This is a genomic window from Providencia sp. PROV040 (assembly GCF_032706145.1).
GTDB lineage: Bacteria > Pseudomonadota > Gammaproteobacteria > Enterobacterales > Enterobacteriaceae > Providencia > Providencia hangzhouensis.
Map to the genome: position 1 here is coordinate 4,448,631 of NZ_CP120530.1, position 23,096 is coordinate 4,471,726.

General features: G+C 43.0%; 22 protein-coding genes and 2 tRNA genes. 4 read left to right on the top strand and 20 right to left on the bottom strand.

The window, feature by feature from the left end; translation table 11 throughout:
- Positions 1–15: 15 nt before the first annotated feature.
- The 14 genes from pnp to rlmE all read right to left on the bottom strand — a co-directional run bounded on the left by pnp (position 16) and on the right by rlmE (position 15,190).
- Entirely contained in the window at positions 16–2,139 is a 2,124-nt protein-coding gene (gene pnp, locus P3L40_RS20735; protein WP_094961648.1) for a polyribonucleotide nucleotidyltransferase, read from the bottom strand.
- 403 nt (positions 2,140–2,542) lie between these two features.
- Positions 2,543–2,812: a 30S ribosomal protein S15 gene (rpsO, locus tag P3L40_RS20740; protein ID WP_004905890.1), complete on the bottom strand. Its 270-nt coding sequence runs from the start codon at positions 2,810–2,812 to the stop codon at positions 2,543–2,545.
- 112 nt (positions 2,813–2,924) lie between these two features.
- The gene (gene truB / locus P3L40_RS20745) at positions 2,925–3,878 is read right to left on the bottom strand and encodes a tRNA pseudouridine(55) synthase TruB (protein WP_094961649.1); all 954 of its coding nucleotides are present in this window, start codon (positions 3,876–3,878) and stop codon (positions 2,925–2,927) included.
- Positions 3,878–4,288 carry a 30S ribosome-binding factor RbfA gene (gene rbfA, locus P3L40_RS20750; protein WP_004905894.1) on the bottom strand — a complete coding sequence of 137 codons (411 nt, stop codon included), beginning with the start codon at positions 4,286–4,288 and terminating at the stop codon, positions 3,878–3,880. Before rbfA ends, truB begins: the two co-directional genes overlap by 1 nt.
- Before the next feature lie 86 nt (positions 4,289–4,374).
- Positions 4,375–7,113 (bottom strand): translation initiation factor IF-2, encoded by a 2,739-nt coding sequence (gene infB, locus P3L40_RS20755; protein ID WP_094961650.1) that lies wholly within the window; start codon positions 7,111–7,113, stop codon positions 4,375–4,377.
- Between the two features lie 23 nt (positions 7,114–7,136).
- On the bottom strand, positions 7,137–8,645 hold the full coding sequence (nusA, locus tag P3L40_RS20760; protein ID WP_004905898.1) for a transcription termination factor NusA: 1,509 nt from the start codon (positions 8,643–8,645) through the stop codon (positions 7,137–7,139).
- Positions 8,646–8,668: 23 nt separating this feature from the next.
- The gene (rimP, locus tag P3L40_RS20765) at positions 8,669–9,121 is read right to left on the bottom strand and encodes a ribosome maturation factor RimP (protein ID WP_036958775.1); all 453 of its coding nucleotides are present in this window, start codon (positions 9,119–9,121) and stop codon (positions 8,669–8,671) included.
- A gap of 252 nt (positions 9,122–9,373) precedes the next feature.
- A tRNA-Met gene (locus tag P3L40_RS20770) sits at positions 9,374–9,450 on the bottom strand.
- 58 nt (positions 9,451–9,508) lie between these two features.
- Positions 9,509–9,598 (bottom strand) — tRNA-Leu (locus P3L40_RS20775).
- Positions 9,599–9,713: 115 nt separating this feature from the next.
- The gene (gene secG, locus P3L40_RS20780; protein WP_004905902.1) at positions 9,714–10,058 is read right to left on the bottom strand and encodes a preprotein translocase subunit SecG; all 345 of its coding nucleotides are present in this window, start codon (positions 10,056–10,058) and stop codon (positions 9,714–9,716) included.
- 220 nt (positions 10,059–10,278) lie between these two features.
- On the bottom strand, positions 10,279–11,616 hold the full coding sequence (gene glmM, locus P3L40_RS20785; RefSeq protein ID WP_004905906.1) for a phosphoglucosamine mutase: 1,338 nt from the start codon (positions 11,614–11,616) through the stop codon (positions 10,279–10,281).
- A gap of 4 nt (positions 11,617–11,620) precedes the next feature.
- Positions 11,621–12,457, bottom strand: coding sequence for a dihydropteroate synthase (gene folP / locus P3L40_RS20790; RefSeq protein ID WP_210853013.1), 837 nt, complete (start codon positions 12,455–12,457; stop codon positions 11,621–11,623).
- A gap of 66 nt (positions 12,458–12,523) precedes the next feature.
- The gene (gene ftsH, locus P3L40_RS20795) at positions 12,524–14,503 is read right to left on the bottom strand and encodes an ATP-dependent zinc metalloprotease FtsH (protein WP_004905910.1); all 1,980 of its coding nucleotides are present in this window, start codon (positions 14,501–14,503) and stop codon (positions 12,524–12,526) included.
- A gap of 57 nt (positions 14,504–14,560) precedes the next feature.
- A complete protein-coding gene (gene rlmE, locus P3L40_RS20800; protein ID WP_004905912.1) occupies positions 14,561–15,190 on the bottom strand; it encodes a 23S rRNA (uridine(2552)-2'-O)-methyltransferase RlmE in 630 nt (209 codons plus the stop codon).
- A 135-nt stretch (positions 15,191–15,325) separates the two neighbouring features.
- Between rlmE and yhbY the strand changes: the two genes are divergently transcribed.
- Positions 15,326–15,619: a ribosome assembly RNA-binding protein YhbY gene (gene yhbY / locus P3L40_RS20805; protein WP_196732300.1), complete on the top strand. Its 294-nt coding sequence runs from the start codon at positions 15,326–15,328 to the stop codon at positions 15,617–15,619.
- A 118-nt stretch (positions 15,620–15,737) separates the two neighbouring features.
- Here yhbY and greA read toward each other — a convergent pair whose 3' ends face one another.
- On the bottom strand, positions 15,738–16,214 hold the full coding sequence (gene greA, locus P3L40_RS20810; RefSeq protein ID WP_004905916.1) for a transcription elongation factor GreA: 477 nt from the start codon (positions 16,212–16,214) through the stop codon (positions 15,738–15,740).
- Between the two features lie 245 nt (positions 16,215–16,459).
- Between greA and dacB the strand changes: the two genes are divergently transcribed.
- On the top strand, positions 16,460–17,908 hold the full coding sequence (gene dacB / locus P3L40_RS20815; protein ID WP_004905918.1) for a serine-type D-Ala-D-Ala carboxypeptidase: 1,449 nt from the start codon (positions 16,460–16,462) through the stop codon (positions 17,906–17,908).
- Positions 17,909–18,129: 221 nt separating this feature from the next.
- Here the strand turns inward: dacB and cgtA are convergent, their stop codons facing one another.
- The 3 genes from cgtA to rplU all read right to left on the bottom strand — a co-directional run bounded on the left by cgtA (position 18,130) and on the right by rplU (position 20,056).
- Complete coding sequence (gene cgtA, locus P3L40_RS20820; protein WP_036958779.1) at positions 18,130–19,305, bottom strand: Obg family GTPase CgtA; 1,176 nt, start codon at positions 19,303–19,305, stop codon at positions 18,130–18,132.
- Positions 19,306–19,470: 165 nt separating this feature from the next.
- Positions 19,471–19,728: a 50S ribosomal protein L27 gene (gene rpmA, locus P3L40_RS20825; protein ID WP_004905922.1), complete on the bottom strand. Its 258-nt coding sequence runs from the start codon at positions 19,726–19,728 to the stop codon at positions 19,471–19,473.
- Between the two features lie 19 nt (positions 19,729–19,747).
- Positions 19,748–20,056: a 50S ribosomal protein L21 gene (rplU, locus tag P3L40_RS20830; protein WP_004905925.1), complete on the bottom strand. Its 309-nt coding sequence runs from the start codon at positions 20,054–20,056 to the stop codon at positions 19,748–19,750.
- Between the two features lie 334 nt (positions 20,057–20,390).
- Here rplU and ispB point away from each other — a divergent pair, with 334 nt between their 5' ends.
- Positions 20,391–21,362 (top strand): octaprenyl diphosphate synthase, encoded by a 972-nt coding sequence (gene ispB / locus P3L40_RS20835; RefSeq protein WP_136134044.1) that lies wholly within the window; start codon positions 20,391–20,393, stop codon positions 21,360–21,362.
- Positions 21,363–21,402: 40 nt separating this feature from the next.
- On the opposite strand, the gene P3L40_RS20840 is transcribed toward ispB, so the two are convergent.
- Together P3L40_RS20840 and P3L40_RS20845 are read right to left on the bottom strand one after the other, a co-directional pair.
- Positions 21,403–21,765, bottom strand: coding sequence for a DNA-binding protein (locus P3L40_RS20840; protein ID WP_004905928.1), 363 nt, complete (start codon positions 21,763–21,765; stop codon positions 21,403–21,405).
- Positions 21,766–21,897: 132 nt separating this feature from the next.
- Positions 21,898–22,245 (bottom strand): DNA-binding protein, encoded by a 348-nt coding sequence (locus P3L40_RS20845; RefSeq protein ID WP_004905929.1) that lies wholly within the window; start codon positions 22,243–22,245, stop codon positions 21,898–21,900.
- 516 nt (positions 22,246–22,761) lie between these two features.
- Here P3L40_RS20845 and P3L40_RS20850 point away from each other — a divergent pair.
- Positions 22,762–23,034: a helix-turn-helix domain-containing protein gene (locus P3L40_RS20850; RefSeq protein ID WP_004905930.1), complete on the top strand. Its 273-nt coding sequence runs from the start codon at positions 22,762–22,764 to the stop codon at positions 23,032–23,034.
- Positions 23,035–23,096: the final 62 nt, after the last annotated feature.

Consider the following 23,096-nt stretch of genomic DNA (forward strand, 5'->3'; position numbering starts at 1 on the left):
CGCTGTTAAGTCAGCTTACTCTGCTGAGTCCTGCGGTTGTGCACTTGCTTCTTCAGTTGCTACCGCTTCTTTCATGCTAAGACGGATACGGCCCTGACGGTCGATTTCCAATACCTTAACAGGAACTTCTTGACCCATTTGTAGGTAATCAGTCACTTTCTCAACACGTTTGTCCGCGATTTGAGAAATATGAACCAGACCTTCTTTACCGCCGCCAATCGCAACAAATGCACCAAAGTCGACAATACGGGTTACTTTACCTGGATAAATGCGGCCAACTTCAACTTCTGCTGTGATATCTTCAATACGACGAATTGCTTCTTTCGCTTTAATACCATCAGTTGCTGCAATTTTCACAGTACCGTCATCTTCGATCTCGATAGTCGTGCCTGTTTCTTCCGTTAACGCACGGATCACAGAACCACCTTTACCGATGACATCTTTGATTTTGTCTGGATTGATGCGGATAGTGTAAATACGTGGAGCAAATTCAGAGATTTCTTCACGTGGGCCATTGATTGCTTGTTCCATCGTACCAAGAATGTGCAAACGCGCACCTTTTGCTTGGTTTAAGGCAACTTGCATAATTTCACGCGTGATCCCTTCAATTTTGATGTCCATTTGCAGTGCACTGATACCTTCACGGCTACCAGCCACTTTAAAGTCCATATCACCTAAGTGGTCTTCGTCACCTAAGATATCAGACAGAACAACGAAATCTTCGCCTTCTTTTACCAGCCCCATTGCAATACCTGCAACAGCGGCTTTAATTGGCACACCAGCATCCATCAGTGCTAATGACGCACCGCAAACTGATGCCATTGATGATGAACCATTGGATTCAGTGATTTCAGACACAACACGTACAGTGTATGGGAAATCTGCGTGGTCAGGCATCACAGCTAACACACCGCGTTTCGCTAAACGGCCGTGACCGATTTCACGACGTTTTGGTGAACCCACCATGCCAGTTTCACCGACAGAGTATGGAGGGAAGTTGTAATGGAATAAGAAACGGTCAGTATATTCGCCCATTAATTGGTCGATAACCTGTGCATCACGCTCTGTACCTAAAGTTGCAGTTACCAGTGCTTGAGTTTCACCACGAGTAAACAACGCAGAACCATGAGTACGTGGCAGAACCCCCGTACGAACGTCCAGTGCACGAACCATATCTTTTTCGCGGCCATCGATACGTGGCTCACCACGGATAACACGGCTACGAACAACTTGTTTTTCTAAGCTTGCTAAAATATCTGCAACTTCAGAAACATCAACGTTTTCGTCTTCAGCAACTAATACTGCAGTGACTTCTTCTTTGATTAAGTCAACCTGCGCGTAGCGCTCTTGTTTCTCAGTGATGCGGTAAGCATCGCCCATACGGCTTTCAGCTAATTGTGCAACACGGTCATGAAGAGCTTGGTTAACTGGCTCTGGCTGCCAATCCCATTTCTCTTTACCAGCTTCTTTCACTAATTCATTGATATTCTGAATAACAACTTGTTGTTGATCGTGACCAAATACCACTGCACCTAACATTTGCTCTTCGCTCAACAAATCAGCTTCAGATTCAACCATTAATACCGCGTTATCAGTACCTGCAACCACTAAATCCAAACGGCTGTTTTTCAGTTCGTCTGCTGTAGGGTTCAGAACATATTGGTCATTGATAAAACCAACACGTGCAGCACCGATTGGGCCATTGAATGGAACACCTGACAGCGCTAATACCGCTGATGCACCAATCATCGCAACGATATCTGGGTTAACTTGTGGGTTAACAGATACAACGGTCGCAATGATTTGAATTTCGTTATAAAAACCTTCTGGGAACAGAGGGCGTAGAGGACGGTCAATCAGACGTGCGATTAACGTTTCGCCTTCACCAGGACGACCTTCACGACGGAAGAAACTTCCAGGGATGCGGCCCGCTGCATATGTACGTTCTTGATAGTTAACAGTTAAAGGGAAGAAATCTTGACCTTCTTTCACTTTTTTCTGTGCAACTGCAGTCACGAATACTGCAGTGTCATCCATGTTAACCATAACAGCAGCAGATGCTTGGCGTGCAATCATACCGGTTTCAATCGAAACAGTATGTTGACCGTATTGGAATTTACGAACAATAGGATTTAACACTATATTACCCTTTTTGTAAGGCTACCTGAGATTCTCAGGGAGCATTGGTTTACTCTTCCTACTACAGCCTCGCGACTAATGAGAATACTGATGTTCTAGTGATCAATTCTCTCATTAGCCGCGCGAATCGGATGTAGCGAAGAGGCATTAATAAAAACAACTCACTACGATTTATAGCTTAGCATTTAAGTTAAGTATAATTCGAGTATTACTTCAACTTTCAAAATAACTTTTAGAAGAAAAGGGGCCTCTGGCCCCTTTTCTCTGAAACTGACTCTACTCGTCATACTTCAAGTTGCAACGTTGTTGACTACATTCACTCGTACTAGCCACATACTCATGTATGTACCTAGTAACTCACTCATTTGTCGCCTAGCTGCAACTCAAATTATCTAGAGTAAGATTAGCGGCGCAGACCTAAACGCTCGATAAGAGCAGTGTAACGCGCGATATCTTTACCTTTCAAGTAAGCTTGTAAGCGACGACGCTGAGCAACCATACGCAGCAGACCACGACGGCTGTGGTGATCTTTTTTGTGCTCTGCAAAGTGACTTTGCAGGTGGTTGATTTGTGCTGTCAGCAGAGCGATTTGAACTTCGCTTGAACCAGTGTCATTTTCACCGCGGCCGAACTCAGCAACGATTTTAGCTTTCGCTTCATTACTTAGAGACATAATAAACTCCAAAATGATTAATGTAAGTGATGAGAGCCAATCTCTAATTTAGCATCTCAAGATTAAGCGCCGCTATTCTACGCTGCTTAAGGCAGCAAAGCAATAAGCGCCACTACACGGACTGTTCATTTTCTACAACCAAACGCTTCGGTGCTATACGGCCATCTTCACTCACCAGAGCAATACCGATAAACCGCTGCTCAGCGCCACAAGTGACTCGAACCATACAACCTTCTTCAAGGCCTTGGACTGCGGCTCTCACAGGTTGACCCTGCTTAAAATAAGCCGCTGTTTCCTCTGTAATATTTACAGCTGGAAAATGAACGACTGCCGTATCCATTGGCAACAATAGAGAGTCGAGCAATGACTCAAAAGAACCTTCACCCGCATCTACTTTTTCCCGTAAAGCAGCTAATTGTTCTAATGTTACCATTCGCTCATAAGGGTAATTAGCCACTTGCACTCGACGCAGGTAAATCACATGCGCACCACAGCCTAACATCTCACCTAAATCATCGATAATTGTACGAATATAGGTTCCTTTAGAACAGTGTATCTCCAGTTCTAATTCATTATTTTCTAAACGAATAAACTGCAATTCATACACTGTAATTGGGCGAGCTTCACGCTCAACTGTAATCCCTTTACGCGCATATTCATACAACGGACGACCTTGGTGTTTCAACGCTGAATACATTGAAGGAACTTGTAATGTATCACCACGGAAAAATTCTAAAGCATCATCTAGTTGCTGCTGTGTAAACTCTACGTTACGCTCACTAATAATTTCGCCATGTGAATCTGACGTATCAGTGCGTTGCCCAAGACGTGCAATCACGCGATAACGTTTATCTGAATCGAGTAAAAACTGGGAAAATTTCGTCGCTTCGCCGAGACAAACAGGCAACATACCTGTTGCGAGAGGGTCAAGTGCCCCCGTGTGCCCGGCTTTATTGGCATTAAAAAAGCGCCGCACTTTTTGCAGCGCATCATTTGAAGAAATGTCCGTGGGTTTATCCAGCAGCACTACGCCGTCAATATTACGGCCGCTACGACGACGCCCCATTATTTTTCCTCTTTATCACTAACATCCGCACGACGTTTTTCATCATCGCGGATCACATTTGACACTAAATTAGACATCCGCATACCGTCAACAAGAGAGTTGTCATATTCAAATGTTAACTCAGGAATAATACGCAAACGCATTGCTTTTCCAATTAATGAACGTATAAAGCCTGATGCTTCATTTAATGCTTTAATGCCATCTGCAACCATTTCTTCTTCGCTTTTATCGTTAGCGATATTGAAGAAGGTCACAAAGACTTTACCGTATGCGAGATCGCGAGATAACTCGACACCTGAAACGGTAGCCATACCAATACGTGGGTCTTTGATCTCACGTTGTAAGATGATCGCAATTTCTTTTTGCATCTCTTGCGCAACGCGTTGTGCACGACTGAATTCTTTTGCCATCGTTATATCTCCTGACAATAAAGGGGGCAAGCGCCCCCTCATTCATACTGTTTTCTCACCACGACATTTCGTGGGTACTCACAAAATTAACCGTCAATAGAACGTTTAACTTCAATAATTTCGAAAACTTCAATCATATCGCCTACACGAACATCGTTGTAGTTCTTAACGCCGATACCACATTCCATACCGTTACGAACTTCATTGACGTCATCTTTAAAGCGACGTAGTGACTCTAGCTCACCTTCATAAATAACCACGTTATCACGTAATACGCGGATTGGGTTATTACGTTTGATAGTGCCTTCAGTGACCATACAACCAGCAACCGCGCCGAATTTCGGTGATTTAAATACATCACGAACTTCTGCAAGTCCAATAATTTGCTGTTTGTACTCAGGCGCTAACATACCGCTCATAGCTTGTTTGATTTCATCAATTAAGCTATAGATAACAGAGTAGTAGCGTAAGTCAACACTTTCACTTTCAATTACGCGACGAGCAGAAGCATCTGCACGTACGTTGAAGCCTAAGATGATAGCATTCGATGCCGCAGCTAATGTTGCGTCAGTTTCAGTGATACCACCTACACCAGAACCGATGATTTTAATTTTAACTTCATCAGTCGACAGCTTCATTAGAGAGTCAGTAATTGCTTCGCAAGTACCTTGTACGTCGGTTTTCAGAACGATGTTCAGCTCAGACACTTTACCTTCTTCCATGTTAGCAAACATGTTTTCCAGTTTAGATTTCTGCTGGCGAGCTAATTTAACATCACGGAATTTACCTTGACGATACAAGGCAACTTCACGTGCTTTTTTCTCGTCACGTACAACGGTAGCTTCATCACCCGCTGAAGGCACGTTAGATAAGCCTAAGATCTCAACAGGCATTGAAGGGCCTGCAGATTGAACTTCTTTACCTAATTCGTTACGCATTGCACGAATACGGCCATATTCGAAACCACACAGGACGATATCGCCTTTGTTCAGTGTACCTTCTTGAACTAAGATTGTTGCAACTGGGCCACGACCTTTGTCTAAGTACGACTCAACAACGACACCACTTGCCATGCCTGCATATACCGCTTTCAGTTCTAAAACTTCAGCTTGCAGCAAGATAGCATCGAGCAACTCGTCAATACCGGTACCTTTCTTAGCAGAAACACTGATGAACTGAGTATCACCACCCCAGTCTTCAGAAATAACACCGTACTGAGACAGCTCATTTCTAACGCGGTCTGGATCAGCTTCTGGTTTATCAATTTTGTTTACTGCAACAACAATTGGTACACCCGCTGCTTTCGCATGCTGAATAGCTTCAATTGTTTGTGGCATAACACCATCGTCTGCAGCAACAACCAGAACAACGATATCCGTTGCCTGAGCACCACGAGCACGCATTGAAGTAAACGCGGCGTGACCTGGGGTATCTAAGAAGGTAATCATACCCTTATCAGTTTGTACGTGGTAAGCACCAATGTGCTGAGTAATACCCCCCGCTTCACCTGATGCCACTTTCGTTGAGCGAATGTAGTCAAGTAGAGAGGTTTTACCATGGTCAACGTGACCCATAATGGTCACAACTGGCGCACGTGGCTCTTGAAGTGCAGAACCTGTATCACGGTCATTCATTACCGCTTCTTCTAATTCGTTTTCACGACGCAGAATAACTTTGTGACCCATTTCTTCTGCAACTAACTGTGCAGTTTCTTGGTCAATCACTTGGTTGATAGTCGCCATTGCGCCCATCTTCATCATCGTTTTGATGACTTGAGAACCTTTTACTGCCATTTTATTAGCAAGTTCACCAACAGTGATTGTTTCACCAATCACAACATCACGGTTAACCGCAACTGCTGGTTTAGTAAAGCTTTGTTGTAAAGAACTACCTTTACGTTGCTTACCTTTGCTGCGACCCGAACGGCCTGCGGCACGTTCTTCTTCGCGATCTGCTTTTTCAGAAAGTTTATTACCTTTCTTCTGGCGAGGTGCTTTTGCAGTACGATTACGTGAACGACGGCCTTCTTCTTTCTCATCACTTTCATCTTCAGCTGCACGAGCGTGCGTTGAAGTTGTTGTGTGATAATCGCTGTCTTCTTCAGTTTTCGTTTCAGCAGTCCACTTTTCACCGTTTTCTTCTGCCATTTTGCGTGCTTCTTCAGCTACGCGACGTGCTTCTGCTTCAACTTTGCGCTGAGTTTCTTCTTCAGCTTTACGTTTTAGCTCCGCAGCTTCAGCTTCACGGCGTTGTTTGTCGGCATTACTTTCTACAGCTTTGCCTGGTTTTTGTTGATTTTCGCTTGGTTTCACTTTTTCTCTTTCCGCTGCTTCGCGCGTAGCTTTATCTGCTGCTTCACGTTTTGCTTTCTCTTCGGCTTCACGTTTTGCCTTTTCTTCCGCTTCACGTTTAGCTGTTTCTTCTGCTAATCGTTTTGCTTCTGCTTGACGTTGTGCCAGTTCTTCAGCTTCGCGCTGTGCCTGCTCTTCCGCTTCACGCTGCGCCTGCTCTTCCGCTTTTGCTTCTTCAGCATCACGGTTCACATAAGTGCGTTTTTTGCGGACTTCGACATTTACCGATTTGCTTTTGCCACCGGTGACGGGGACACTCAGCGTACTACGAGTTTTGCGCTGTAGTGTCAATTTGCTTGGCTGACCCGCTACCCCGCCTTGTTCACGGTTTAAATGGCTCAGTAAAGCTTCTTTTTCTGACTGGCTAACAGAGTCATTCTCACCTTTTTTGATCCCTGCTTCAGCAAATTGCTGTACCAGGCGATCAACTGTGGTTTGAATTTCCGTTGCCAATGTTTTTACAGTTTCTGTCATGCCGTTCCTTCCTGCTACAGTGTTTACGCATCGTTACCGAACCAGCAAATATTACGTGCGGCCATGATGAGCGTACCTGCTTTCTCATCATCCAGACCTTCAATATCAATCAGGTCGTCGATGCCCTGCTCAGCAAGATCTTCCAGTGTACAGATTCCACGAGTAGCCAAATTATAGGCAAGAGTACGATCCATACCTTCAAGATTCAATAAATCTTCTGCTGGCTGATTATCACCTAGGCTCTCTTTTTGAGCCAATTCTATTGTGGTGAGGGCCGCTTTCGCTCTTTCACGTAGAACTTCAACAGTCTCTTCGTCAAGACCATCAATTTCCAGAAGTTCATTAATAGGCACGTAAGCCAGTTCTTCTAACGTCGAGAAGCCTTCTTCAACAAGTGCAGTGGCAAACTCTTCATCAATATCAAGATGCTTGGTGAATGTATCAATAGAAGCATGTGCTTCTGCCTGATGTTTTGCATTAAGCTCTTCTGCGGTCATGACATTTAATTCCCATTTGTCATCACCACGGTGTTTTTTCAGTAACTGAGCTGCCAGACGAACGTTTTGACCGTTACGTCCAATGGCTTGTGCCAAATTACTACTTTCTACGGCAACATCCATCGTACATTTGTCTTCATCGACTACGATAGATGCAACATCAGCCGGAGCCATTGCATTAATAACGAATTGAGCTGGGTTATCATCCCATAACACAATATCAATTCTTTCGCCGCCTAATTCACTAGAAACGGCTTGAACACGTGCACCACGCATACCAACACAAGCACCAACTGGGTCGATACGCTTGTCATTAGTTTTAACTGCGATTTTTGCACGAGAGCCTGGGTCACGAGCAGCGGCTTTAATTTCAATAATTTCTTCGCCGATTTCTGGCACTTCAATGCGGAATAATTCAATCAGCATTTCAGGGCGAGAACGCGTAACAAAAAGTTGCGCGCCGCGTGCTTCAGGACGAACATCATACAGGACTCCGCGGATACGGTCACCTGGACGGAAGTTTTCACGTGGCAACATATCTTCACGCAGAATAACGGCTTCCGCGTTATTGCCTAAATCTAACGTGATATTTTCACGATTAACTTTTTTCACCTGAGCAGTGATAATTTCACCTTGTTGCTCACGGAATTGGTCAACAACCATCGCACGTTCTGCTTCGCGCACTTTCTGTACGATAACTTGTTTAGCTGTTTGGGTAGTAATACGGTCGAATACAACAGATTCAATTTGATCTTCGACGTACTCTCCAAGCTGGAGCGCTGGGTCTTCATACTGAGCCGCTTCCAACGTAATTTCACGCGTTGGCATTGTGACTTCTTCCACAATTAACCAACGACGGAACGTGTCGAAATCACCTGATTTACGGTCAATTTCCACACGAACATCAATTTCTTGCTCGTATTTCTTTTTAGTCGCCGTCGCTAATGCAGTTTCCAGAGCCTCGAAGATTTTTTCACGAGGGAGGGATTTTTCGTTAGAAACCGCTTCTACAACAGCCAGAATTTCTTTATTCATCCTAGTTGCCTCATTGAACTTTATTAAAAGTGGGGTACCAAGTTAGCTTTCTGGATGTTGCCGAGGGCGAACACCTCATCCTTACCATCTACAGTAACCGTAATCATTTCACCGTCTATGGCCTTAATAATTCCTTGCCACTTACGGCGGTTCTGCATTGCTATACGCAAAGTCAATGCCACCTCTTCCCCCATAAAACGCTCATAATGCGCAATGGTGAATAATGGACGTTCAAGCCCTGGTGACGATATTTCCAGGTTATAAATGACAGAGATTGGATCTTCAACGTCCAATACTGCACTGACCTGATGGCTGACATCAGCACAATCATCAACAGTGATGCCTTCTTCACTATCAATGAAGACACGCAGTGTTGATGTACGGCCACGGACAAACTCTAAGCCTACAAATTCAAAGCCTAGCGCCTCCACAGGTGCTGAGATCATCTCTGTTAATTTCTGTTCTAATGTGGACAAGCCCACCCCCAGACATAAAAAAAGGGCTATAAAAGCCCAGTTAATTCGATTGTCAAATAACAAAAAACCCCGAAATTCGGGGCTTTATGCAACTGGACCCTGTAGTGCACGGGTTCACCATATTCTTATTATACCTGTAAAATCTAGAGAAATCGATGAGAAATTTTGAGAGCTGTTAGATAACTGCACTTGATTACTACACCGGATAACTACTATAGACCACGATACTGACAAGGTATGTTGAATAAGAAATGGTTGCGGGAGCCGGATTTGAACCGACGACCTTCGGGTTATGAGCCCGACGAGCTACCAAACTGCTCCATCCCGCGTTCGAAAGCGTGTCATATTCTACACAGATAACCTGTAAATCACAAGCATCTTAAATAATGGTGCCGAGGACGGGACTTGAACCCGTACGCCCGTTTTGTAGGCACTACCACCTCAAGGTAGCGTGTATACCAATTTCACCACCTCGGCACTGAGGCGAGGTTATCAATATTCAATCAATAACCTCAAATTTTAACTTCTTGCTCATCGCTGAGCTTACTACTTAATGATGGCATTAGTTGCCTTCATTCGGAATCTTTCACACTTAACGAGGGATATCGCTCGTTGGTGTAGCTGGTGCTGCCGGAACGTCTGTTGGTTGCTCGACTTTTGTAGGTTCACTAATGTTTTCCCACTTACTACCACTACCAGTTCCGTACTTGTTGGCAGTCATGTTGCCAAGTATTAAACTGATGATGAAAAACACAGCAGCCAAGATTCCAGTCATACGGGTCATGAAGTTACCTGAGCCCGATGAACCAAACAGTGTTGCAGAAGCGCCCGCACCGAATGAAGCTCCCATGTCAGCACCTTTACCTTGCTGTAACATAATCAGACCAATAAGCCCGATAGCCGCTAGCAAGAAAATAATTAAAAGAGCTACATACATTTGAGTTACCTATTCAGTTGCGGTGCATAGCCTAATGCTATGACCTTTATCACTGCACACCTGCTCATTTCGGCCGTAAAGAAACACTCTTACGGGATTGAGCAGGTGCGAATACTAACCAAAGCTGAGCCGACAAGCAAGTCTATTTTAATTCCATTTGATTATTTGCAGAAAAAAACAACAAATTATCAAAATATTGCTCAGCTTCACCAATAACAACTTAGCCAGCTGCTTTTACTGCATCAGCAATATGGTTTGCCATTGCAGTCACATCAGCTTCGTTTTCACCTTCAACCATAACTCGGATTAATGGCTCTGTTCCTGATTTTCTCAGTAATACGCGGCCTTTTCCTGCCAATTGTTTTTCGACTTCTTCGTTCGCTGCAACAACTGCATCACTTTGTAATGGGTCGTGTTGGCCTTTGAAACGTACGTTAACTAGCACTTGTGGTAATAATTTCATACCGCTGCATAAATCATGTAGGCTCATATGGTTACGTACCATAGCGCTTAATACCTGCAAGCCTGCAACAATCCCATCACCAGTGGTCGTTTTATCTAATAAAATCACGTGGCCTGAGTTTTCAGCCCCCATGCGCCAACCTTTTTCCTGTAATTTTTCGAGAACATAGCGGTCGCCCACTTTTGCACGCTCAAAAGGAATTCCTAGCTGTTTTAGGGCGATTTCTAAACCCATATTACTCATTAATGTTCCCACTACCCCACCTTTTAACTGGCCTTGGCGTAGCGCTTCACGAGCAATAATGAAGAGAATTTGGTCACCATCGACTTTTTCACCGAGGTGATCAACCATAATAATGCGGTCACCATCACCATCAAATGCTAAACCGACATGCGCTTTTTCTTCCAAAACTTTTTGTTGTAACTGGCGAACGTCTGTAGCGCCACACTCTTCGTTGATGTTGATTCCGTTAGGATCGCAACCGATAGTGATGACTTCTGCCCCTAACTCACGGAACACATTTGGTGCGATGTGGTAAGTAGCCCCATTAGCACAATCAATGACAATTTTTAAACTTGCAAGGCTTTGTTCGTTCGGGAACGTACCTTTACAAAATTCAATATAACGGCCGGCAGCATCTACAATACGGTTTGCACGACCTAATTCAGCTGACTCAACGCAGGTGATCGGCTTTTCCATTTCAGCTTCAATGGCTTCTTCGACTTCATCAGGCAGCTTAGTCCCATCAATTGAGAAGAATTTAATCCCATTATCATAATATGGGTTATGAGACGCTGAAATAACAATTCCCGCTTCTGCGCGGAAAGTACGTGTCAAATAAGCAACCGCTGGGGTTGGCATTGGACCTGTGAAAGATGCGGATAAACCCGCCGCTGCTAAGCCCGCTTCTAATGAAGATTCCAACATATAGCCAGAAATACGCGTATCTTTACCAATAATAATTTTACGTGAACCATGACGAGCGAGGACTTTCCCTGCCGCCCAGCCTAATTTTAAAACAAAATCAGGGGTAATTGGGCTATCACCCACTTTGCCACGAATACCATCAGTACCAAAATATTTACGGTCGCTCATACGCTTATTTTTCCTTTTCTGACAGAGTCATCTGTACCACTTGCATCGCTTGCACGGTTTCTTTGACATCATGAACTCGAATGATTTGTGCCCCTTGCATCGCAGCAATCACTGCACAAGTTAGGCTGCCTGCGAGGCGTTCTTGTGGTGGAACATTCAATAATTGTCCAATCATAGATTTACGTGACATCCCTGCCAATAGCGGTAGTCCGAAATTATGAAATTGTTCTAAGTTTGCCAATAACTGGTAATTATGCGACAAGTTCTTACCAAAACCAAAGCCTGGATCAAGGATAATTTGTTGCCTCTCTATCCCTGCGCTCACACACCGGGTGATTTCAGCATCAAGATAGTCTTTTACCTCACGCACCACATTTTCATAATTTGGCGCTTCTTGCATCGTTCTTGGCTGGCCTTGCATATGCATAATGCAAACGGGTAAACCTGTTTTCGCGGCGACGACTAATGCGTCTGGCTCATGTAGAGAACGAATATCATTGATGATATGCATACCTGCGTTTGCTGCTTCCGCCATGACTTGGGCTTTAGAGGTATCGACTGAAATCCATACATCAAAACGCTGGGCTATTGCTTCAACAACAGGAATAACCCTATCAAGTTCCTCATTCACAGAAACTTCGGCAGCCCCTGGACGGGTAGATTCACCACCAATATCAATGATAGTCGCACCGTGTTCCACCATTTTTGCCACATGTTCAAGCGCATCATGATAACGATTATGAGTGCCACCATCTGAAAATGAATCAGGAGTGACATTCAAAATCCCCATCACCTTAGGTGTGGATAAGTCAAGGACACTGCCTCTCGCTTTGATTTGCATTGTTATTTTTCCTTAACGAAAAAAACCCCAGCGAACTGGGGTCTTAATATTTTATTTCACGACCGCTTATTGTGGTTTGCTGTCGTTATTATCTGATGGGTTTGATTCATCAGCATTATTACTATTACTTGTGTTATTTGGTTCTTCAGACTGTGGTTTTTCCGCTGTAGGTTCCGCTTTTGGCGCACCTGTACCGAACGAACCAGTGACATTACTCACTTTTTTGTCTTCATCCCAACCTGCTGGCTCACGCACTGGACGGCGGTTCATCAGGTCATCAATCTGTGGCATATCAATGGTTTCATATTTCAATAATGCATCTTTAGTCGCATGCAGAATATCAATATTGTCTTCCAATGTTTTGTATGCCAATTGATAACAGTGGTCCAGAATTTTTTTAATTTCTTCATCGACAATACGTGCTGTCTCATCAGAAATTCCTGAACCATTACCTGAAGAGCGACCTAAGAACGCTGGGCCTTCTTCTTTCGAATACTGCATTGGGCCTAAGCGGTCAGAGAAGCCCCACTGAGTCACCATGTTACGCGCCGTATTCGTCGCAAACTGAATGTCGGAAGAAGCCCCCGTTGTGACTTTATCGCGACCATAAATCAGTTCTTCTGCAATACGACCTGCATATGCCGTTGCAATCATACCTTCGAGCTTCAAGCGGCTACGACTGACTTCATCACCTTCTGGTAAGAAGAAAGCAACACCTAACGCTTGCCCACGCGGAACGATCGTGACTTTGTGGACAGGGTCATGTTCTGGCATTAAATGACCGATAATCATATGACCACCTTCATGGTAAGCCGTTGATTCTTTTTGCTCTTCGGTCATCATCAGAGAACGACGCTCTGCACCCATCCAAATCTTGTCACGCGCTTTTTCAAACTCAACCATAGAAACAACACGCTTATTCGCGCGAGCAGCAAACAATGCGGCTTCGTTCACTAAGTTTGCGAGTTCAGCACCTGAAAATCCAGGTGTTGCACGTGCAAGAATGAAAGTATCTACACTTGGGTCAATAGGAACACGACGCATATGTACTTTCAGAATTTGTTCACGGCCACGAACGTCTGGTAAGCCAACGACTACCTGACGGTCAAAACGACCTGGACGTAATAAAGCAGGGTCAAGTACGTCAGCACGGTTAGTTGCTGCGATAACAATGATCCCCTCATTACCTTCGAAACCGTCCATCTCAACTAGCATTTGGTTCAGTGTTTGTTCACGCTCATCGTGACCACCACCAAGACCTGCACCACGTTGACGACCTACCGCATCGATCTCATCGATAAAGATGATACAAGGCGCTGCTTTTTTCGCTTGTTCGAACATGTCACGAACACGAGAAGCACCCACCCCCACAAACATTTCCACAAAGTCAGAACCGGAAATGGTGAAGAATGGAACTTTTGCCTCACCAGCGATAGCTTTTGCCAGTAATGTTTTACCTGTTCCTGGAGGCCCTACCATCAGTACGCCTTTTGGAATTTTACCGCCAAGTTTTTGGAAACGAGCAGGTTCACGTAGAAACTCTACGATTTCGCCCACTTCTTCTTTGGCTTCATCACACCCAGCAACGTCTGCAAATGTTGTTTTGATCTGATCTTCTGTCAGCATGCGGGCTTTACTTTTGCCAAATGACATTGCCCCCTTGCCGCCACCGCCTTGCATCTGGCGCATGAAGAAAATCCAGACACCAATCAACAGAAGCATTGGGAACCAGGAAATAAAAATAGATGTCAGTAAGCTAGGTTCTTCTGGTGGTTCACCAACAACCGTCACATGCTTATTTAGCAAAGTGTCTAACAGCTTCTCATCCTGCATAGGAAGATAAGTTGTATAGCGGCTATTATCAGCCTTTCTGACGTTCAGTTCACGACCTGTGATACGAACTTCACGTACCTGATCCTGGGCTAACTCATTGATAAACGTAGAATAATCAACTCTGCGACTATTCGAATCGCTTGGGCCAAAACTCTGGAACAAGGACATCAGAACAACTGCGATGACTAACCAGAGAATCAGGTTTTTCGCCATGTCACTCAAGGGATTAACCTCATATTACAACTGTGTTAACAAATAACGCTCAGGGTACTACAGTTTTAGCCCTGTCGCTACAATGTATACTTCACGTGACCGTGCCCGCGAAGATTCGGGTTTACGAACTTTTACTTTCGTAAACAGGGAGCGGATATCCCTAAGGTAATCGTCAAAGCCTTCTCCCTGAAACACTTTAACAATGAAACTCCCCCCAGGCGCCAATACAGCACGGCACATATCCAATGCTAATTCAACTAGATACATAGAGCGAGGAATATCAACCGCTGGTGTCCCACTCATATTTGGAGCCATGTCAGACATGACCACCTGTACTTTTTTGTCGCCAACGCGTTCTAACAAAGCGGCGAGAACGGCTTCATCGCGAAAATCCCCTTGCAGGAAATCAACGCCAACGATTGGGTCCATCGGCAATAAGTCACAAGCAATAACCCGCCCATTATGACCTATTTGGCTAACAACGTATTGCGACCAACCACCAGGGGCTGCTCCTAAATCAACAACGGTCATACCTGGTTTAAAAATTTTATCACCTTGCTGGATTTCTTCCAGCTTAAACCATGCACGTGAGCGTAGCCCTTTTTTTTGTGCTTGCTGAACATATTTATCACTAAAATGCTCTTGCAACCAGCGACTTGAGCTTGCCGAACGTTTTTTATTGGCCATTGTGCTTTCCAACTATACTAAAAGAACTTCACCTAACTTGCTGCTTCTTTACCATCAAAAAGATATAATTGATGGTGATAGATATCAGATGGCGGTAGAATAAGCCATTTTCAATACTAACCAAGCAAAAAATCAATGAATCTTAATAAAAAACAAATTCAGCACCTAAAAAGTCTCGCTCACCATTTAAACCCTGTTGTTATGATCGGCAACAATGGTTTAACCGAAGGTGTTTTGGCTGAGATTGAACTCTCATTAGCACATCATGAGCTTATCAAAGTCAAGATCGCAGGCGAAGACCGTGATTCTAAAAATTTGATCGCTGATGCGATTGTTCGCGAAACTGGTGCAGTAAATGTACAAATTATTGGTAAAATTCTTGTTATCTACCGTCCTTCGGCAGACCGCAAAATCATTTTACCTAAATAATCCCCCATCATTTATATAAAAATGCCATTGAAAGCATGTTTTATATGATGAAAAAGGCCGCCTGCGGCCTTTTTCTTTAAATCAGGGAAATAATATAACCAATTCAGGGAAATAGGAATCAGATATACTCAACTTTAAGAATTTCGAACTCGACATCACCACCTGGGGTTTTAATCGAGACCGCATCATCAACTTCTTTACCCACTAAACCGCGTGCTATCGGTGAGTTCACAGAAATCAGATTGATCTTAATATCTGCTTCATCATCACCAACAATACGATACGTTAGCTCTTCGTCAGTATCAACATTCAATACAGTCACCGTCGCACCAAAGATAACACGACCGTTATTGACCATTTTAGTTACATCGATCACTTGAGCGTGAGAAAGTTTCCCTTCGATTTCTTGAATACGGCCCTCACAGAAACCTTGTTGCTCACGTGCTGCATGATATTCTGCATTTTCTTTTAAGTCACCGTGCTCACGCGCTTCTGCAATAGAGGCAATAATTTCTGGGCGACGGACAGATTTAAGGAATTCAAGCTCTTCTCTTAGCTTATCCGCACCAAGTACCGTCATCGGGATCTGTTTCATTAATAAATACCTCGGTTCAATCCTATCTAAAAACAAGTATCTTCCTGATTTTGTAACAACAGTACACCGAACACCTGCGTAAAACCGGGGGTGTTCTAGTAAAAAAACGCAATCAGACTTATGTACTCATTTATCTTATCATAATGTACGCTATTTTAACTGAGACTTAATAACGGGTCACCGTTTACTTTCTTGGGCATTACACTTTAGTATGTATTATATGTCCACCCTAATGCGTGAAATATATGTCATTATTAACTTTAACCAGAAAATGGATAATCTCTTTAGGAATTACCTTAGCTAGTACGCAAGTTTTTGCGATTCCTATTGATGAATACAAACAATATTTACCTGATGGCACTAACCTTGCTCTGGTCGCGCAAAAAGTGGGAAGTAGCACCCCATTAATTGATTATAATGCACAGCAAATGGCATTACCTGCAAGTACACAAAAGGTTGTGACCGCTCTTGCTGCCCTATTGCAACTGGGGCCAGATTACCGTTTTGTCACCAATTTTGAAACTGATGCAAAACTTAGCAACAACACGCTGACGGGTGATTTAGTGATCCGCTTCAGTGGTGACCCGACATTAACCCGCCAACAAATTCGCAATATGGCTAATGCATTAAAGCAGCTTGGGATCCATAAAGTTGACGGCGACCTTGTCGTTGATATTTCTGCGTTTACTAGCCATGACAAAGCACCGGGATGGGTTTGGAATGATATGACCCAATGCTTTAGTGCGCCCCCCGCTGCGGCTATCATTGACCGTAACTGTTTTTCAGTTTCTCTTTACCCTGCTGAAAAAGCAGGAGATTTTGCATTCATTAAGGCGGCTAGTTTTTACCCTGTCAATATGTTCAGCGAAGTCAAAACATTAGCTAAAGGTTCCCCTGAAGCGCGCTATTGCGAACTTGATGTCGTTCCTGGTGAACTGAACCGCTACACCCTAACAGGTTGTTTAACTCAACGCAGCGAGCCCTTGCCACTTGCCTTTGCGGTACAAAATGGAGCGAGTTACTCCGGAGCGATTGTCAAAAATGAACTCACTACAGCAGGAATTGAACTGACTGGCCATGTGAAAAAACGTACATTTCCTGCGGCTCAATCACAAGTATTAGTCAAAACCGAATCTAAGCCGCTACATGAGTTGTTAAAAGTGATGCTCAAAAAATCCGATAATATGATAGCGGATACCGTTTTTCGTACCATTGGGCGTGAATATTATGGTGTTCCGGGAACTTGGCGTTCAGGATCCGATGCGGTAAGACAAGTACTGAAGCAAAAAGCGGGGATCGACCTTGGCAATACCGTGATGGTAGATGGATCGGGATTATCTCGCCATAATTTAATCACCCCAGCAACCATGATGGAGATCTTGCAGTTTATCGCTAAAAATGATCAACAACTCGATTTTATTTCTATGCTTCCACTTGCCGGCCATGATGGCACTTTACGTTACCGTGGTGGTTTTGATGAGGCGGGTGTTAATGGAAAAGTTTCCGCCAAAACGGGAGCATTACAAGGGGTTTATAATCTCGCTGGTTTTATCACAACCGCCAGTGGTCAACGTGTGGCTTTTGTGCAATTTATCTCTGCTTATGCAGTACCACAGAGCCAGCAACGTACTCGTCGAGTTCCATTAGTACGATTTGAAAGCCGTTTGTATAAAGATCTGTATCAGAAAAACTGATCATACGTGATTTAGACAGTAAAAAGGCGCTTTCGCGCCTTTCAGACTGCTGACAAACATATTATGTTTGGCGGCAAGTCGAATAGGTTTTGAAAATAAACTAGGAAAATCAATTTATTGATTTTCGGCTGATAACACAAAGTGGGAAAAACCACGCTTTTATCCCACTTTGTCAACAACCTCAAAGGCGCTTTCGCGCCTTTTTACATTTCTAAGATAAACTATTTTTGATAAATAATTTCGACACCTTCGTCGTCATCTTCATCCCAATCGTCATCCCAGTCATCATCAAAATCTTCAGTACCAGAAAGTTGTTCTTTGTGATAATCATCCCACATGAATTCAACTTTTTCAGGTTGCTGTGTATCTTCAGTCGTTGCCATATCACGCGGTTGAGTATTCATAAATTCCATGATATCCCAACACAGTGCTTTCACACCTTCGTGGTTAACTGCTGAAATCATATAGAATTTATCTTCCCAGCCCATCGCTTTGGCAATTTCTGCTGCGCGCTGTGCTGATTCCTCTTCACCTAAGATATCAATCTTATTGAAGACTAACCAACGTGGTTTTGCTGCCAGCTTTTCACTGTATTTTTCTAACTCACTGATGATGATCTTCGCATTTTCGACAGGATCAGACTCATCAATAGGGCAAATATCAATCAGGTGAAGTAAGACACGACAACGTTCTAAGTGTTTCAGGAATTGGATCCCAAGGCCTGCACCTTCCGCTGCACCTTCGATCAACCCTGGAATATCCGCAACCACAAAGCTTTGTTCGTTATCCATACGCACGACACCCAAGCTTGGGACTAAAGTGGTAAATGGATAATCAGCAACTTTTGGTTTTGCTGCTGACACTGAACGAATAAAGGTAGATTTACCTGCATTCGGCATACCAAGCATACCAACATCTGCTAACAGCATCAGTTCTAACAGTATTTCGCGAGTTTCCCCTTTTGTCCCCATGGTACGTTGACGTGGAGCACGATTCACTGAAGATTTAAAACGGGTATTTCCAAGCCCATGGAAACCGCCTTTAGCGACCATATGACGTTGATCATGACGAGTCATATCACAAAGTACTTCATTGGTCCCTAAATCGCGTACACGCGTTCCTACAGGCACTTTAACTGTGATATCTTGACCCCGTTTACCTGTACATTCACGGCTCTGGCCATTCTGGCCGCGCTCTGCACGAAAGGATTTTTCAAAACGATAGTCGATTAGCGTGTTGAGGTTTTCGTCTGCTTGTAAGTAAACGTCCCCACCATCACCACCGTCACCACCGTCCGGTCCCCCTTTAGGGATGTATTTTTCACGGCGGAAGCTGACACAACCATTGCCACCATCTCCTGCCACGACCAATATTTTGGCTTCATCTACAAATTTCATAATTCTCTCTCCGCTTCTGAGCCGCATAACGCTGGATGGCTGTTCTACTCAGAGATGGTGCATCTTTAATACGTGTGTAGTTCATTAAAGATCAAATATCTGAATATAAAAAGCCCCGCAAAAGGTTTTTGCAGGGCTTTAATTCTGAATTAAAGGTCAGAAAACTTATTCAGCTTCGATGCTGATAAATTTACGATTGTTTGGACCTTTAACTTCAAATTTAACTTTACCGTCCGCTAATGCGAACAGAGTGTGGTCACGGCCACAACCTACGTTGTTACCTGCGTGGAACTTAGTACCACGTTGACGAACGATGATGCTACCTGCTAATACAGCTTCACCACCAAAACGTTTAACACCTAAACGTTTTGCTTCTGAGTCACGACCGTTACGAGTCGAACCACCAGCCTTTTTGTGTGCCATTAATCTGCTCTCCTAAATCTTAAGCGATGACAGTGATCTTAACATCAGTGAACCACTGACGATGACCCTGTTGTTTACGGCTATGTTTACGACGACGGAATTTGACGATTTTAACTTTTTCGCCACGACCGTGTGCAACCACTTCCGCTTTCACTTTAACGCCTTCAACGACAGGAGCGCCGATTTGGATCTCATCGCCATTAGCAACCATCAGAACTTGATCAAATTCAACAGTTTCACCTGTTGCGATGTCCAGCTTTTCTAGGCGGACAGTTTGACCTTCGCTAACTCGGTGTTGTTTACCACCACTTTGGAAAACCGCGTACATATTAACTCCGCTTTCCGCGTACCCGCTAAATATTTCAATTCCAGAGCACGCTATAAAATATTCACAATAGGGCGCGAATTCTACGCAAAAAAGCAGCAGAACACAAGCCAATAATGCGGTTAGATGACAAAAAATACGACTTTTTTCTCAATAACCGTTTTTGAACGTTGATTTTGTCCCTATTCACTCAATTGTTACTTATTTAAACATTTTTTGCATCACACCTGATAATCTTATAATTAATAATGTTATGCTAGAAAGATAACTGTTCTATCGGTCTCCCAACTTTTTATTTCGGGAATGAACCAAAAACTAATAATATGAATAAATTAAGATGAATTTAGAATCTATTATTGAACTGACAACTGAGGATATGTCAGCGGTAAACGAAGCCATCCTCAGTCAATTGAATTCAGATGTTGCGCTAATTAACCAGCTTGGTTATTACATCGTCAGTGGTGGCGGTAAAAGGATCCGGCCGATGATCGCAGTGCTTGCTGGTCGATCCTTAGGTTACTCGGGTCATAAACATACCCAAGTTGCTGCATTGATCGAGTTCATTCATACAGCAACTTTGCTGCATGATGACGTCGTTGATGAGTCCGATATGCGTCGCGGAAAGCAAACTGCAAATGCTGTTTTTGGTAATGCAGCGAGTGTCTTAGTTGGTGATTTTATTTACACTCGATCATTCCAGATGATGACGGATCTCGATTCAATGCGGGTGCTAAAACTGATGTCTGAAGCGACGAATGTGATCGCTGAAGGGGAGGTTTTGCAATTGATGAACTGCAACGATCCTAACATTACTGAAGAAAACTATATGCAAGTGATCTACAGTAAAACCGCACGTCTTTTTGAAGCAGCAGCCCATGCATCTGCGATTTTAGCCAATGCGACACCAGAGCAAGAAAAAGCACTACAAGATTATGGTCGTTATATTGGGACAGCTTTTCAGTTAATTGACGATCTACTCGATTATGATGCAGACAATACTCAGCTGGGGAAAAATACGGGGGATGATTTAGATGAAGGTAAGCCTACACTTCCCCTACTTCACGCGATGCAAAATGGTAATGAAGAAGAGTCAGCATTGATCCGCCAAGCGATTGAACAAGGTAATGGGCGTCATCTGTTAGATACTGTTCTTGCAACTATGAAACGCTGTGGTTCCCTTGAATATACTTATGCAAGAGCCCAAGAAGAAGCACAAAAAGCGATTGATGCCTTAAACATAATTGAAGATTCAATTTATAAAGATGCATTGATCGGCTTAGCTTATATCGCAATCCAACGCCATTCTTAGTCACTAGAAAAGGCAAAACAGGTCAAGAAAAGGGGAAACGCTATTTTTCCCCTTTGTCTTCTTCATCGATTTGCGCAAGCAGTGACGACAAACCATAACGCAGGATATATTTCACTATTTTATTGCGCTCAGACTCTGTCAATTGATAATACGCTTCTGACCAGATCTGTAATGCATCTGTTCTTTGACTTTGGTAAGTTACCGAAGGCTCATGCAGGCTAAGTTGCCCTTGGATTTCCCCCGGTAAGCTTTCATAATAATACTCAACAGCCTTACCTTGCACCCCTCTTTTACGGCGGTTTTTCCAGCCTTCTCGTCTTGCCATTAGGTTAATTCCCTGGGGTGATGTCGGGAGTCCTTCTAACCCAGCTAATTCTTTGGCAGTGAACCACAATTTTTTCATTTTTCACTTCACACTTATATTATGAAACCTGCTGTTGCAGCTTTACTAAAATGTCATCTGTTAAAAAATTTTTTAAATTCAATATAATATTATTTTTATATATTAATTATTTACACCTTAAGTAATTGTAAATTATTTATTATTAATTAAATCAATTAGTGCTAATGTGCCTTCACGCATAATAAATGTCAGGATAGTGTCTCGTTCATCATTAGAAAGCTGGTTATAAGCTTCCTGCCAAATAAAGGCATTATCATTTCGTTTTACTTGATAAGGAGATGAAGTTTCGTTAGCAAACTGCCCCTCAAAAATATCGATAGGTAAAGAACTAATATGGTACTCCAACGCTTTGCCTTGAATACCTCGCCTTTTACGGCTTACCCAGTTTTCACGCCTTGCCATTGCATTAATACCTTGAGTTGTCATGGGAAGCCCTTGTAACCCAAGCAGCTCTTTTGCCGTTAGCCATTCCTTGTACATGCTGACCCTCCTAGTCATGATGACAATTTAATTTTCAGTTGTTGAAAACTATCTATATTTTCTAAAAACCTCATTAACTCATTCGTTTTATTTATGCCTATAAATAATAATATACAAATTATATTTGTTATTAGCATTCTAATTTCTTTTAATAACAGATAATTAAATAATTTACTCTCTAATAATTTAACTAATTTTATTAACTAATCTAGATATATTACGAGTACGAGTAAAAAGTAGCATTAAATATGCCATTTCTATCCCTAACTAGAAAGAGTTAGTTTTAACATCAAAGTTTTATCCTAATTCACAGTTATTCATTCTGACTTTCTATTTAATTTCATAAAAACCACGATAGTTTCATAAAATGAATTTTTAAGAAAAAATCAGAAATTATTTTGGGAAATTTCTGTTATTTTATTTCCAATAACTAAACGGATGTACTGAATGTATCATAATTTTCGGTTACTCGTACCACTAACTCTACATGATTCTAAGTGAAAAAAGGACTAAAAAATGATTTTACGGAAGTCGGACTGGCACCCTGCAGATATCATTGCAGCTTTACGTAAGCGTGGGACAACTCTTGCCGCAATTTCGCGCGAGGCAGGACTAAGCTCTTCAACGTTAGCAAATGCACTATCACGCCCTTGGCCTAAAGGGGAATGGATTATTGCCAATTTCTTAGCGATCCACCCCGCTGAAATTTGGCCAAGTCGTTATTATGACCCAATCACAGGGGATTTATTAGAAAGAAAAGTCAGAGTAAAAACACCAGCAGAAGATTAAAAATTGAATTGATATAATTATAACGCCGTGAATAATCAATCAATTTATTCACGGCATTATTT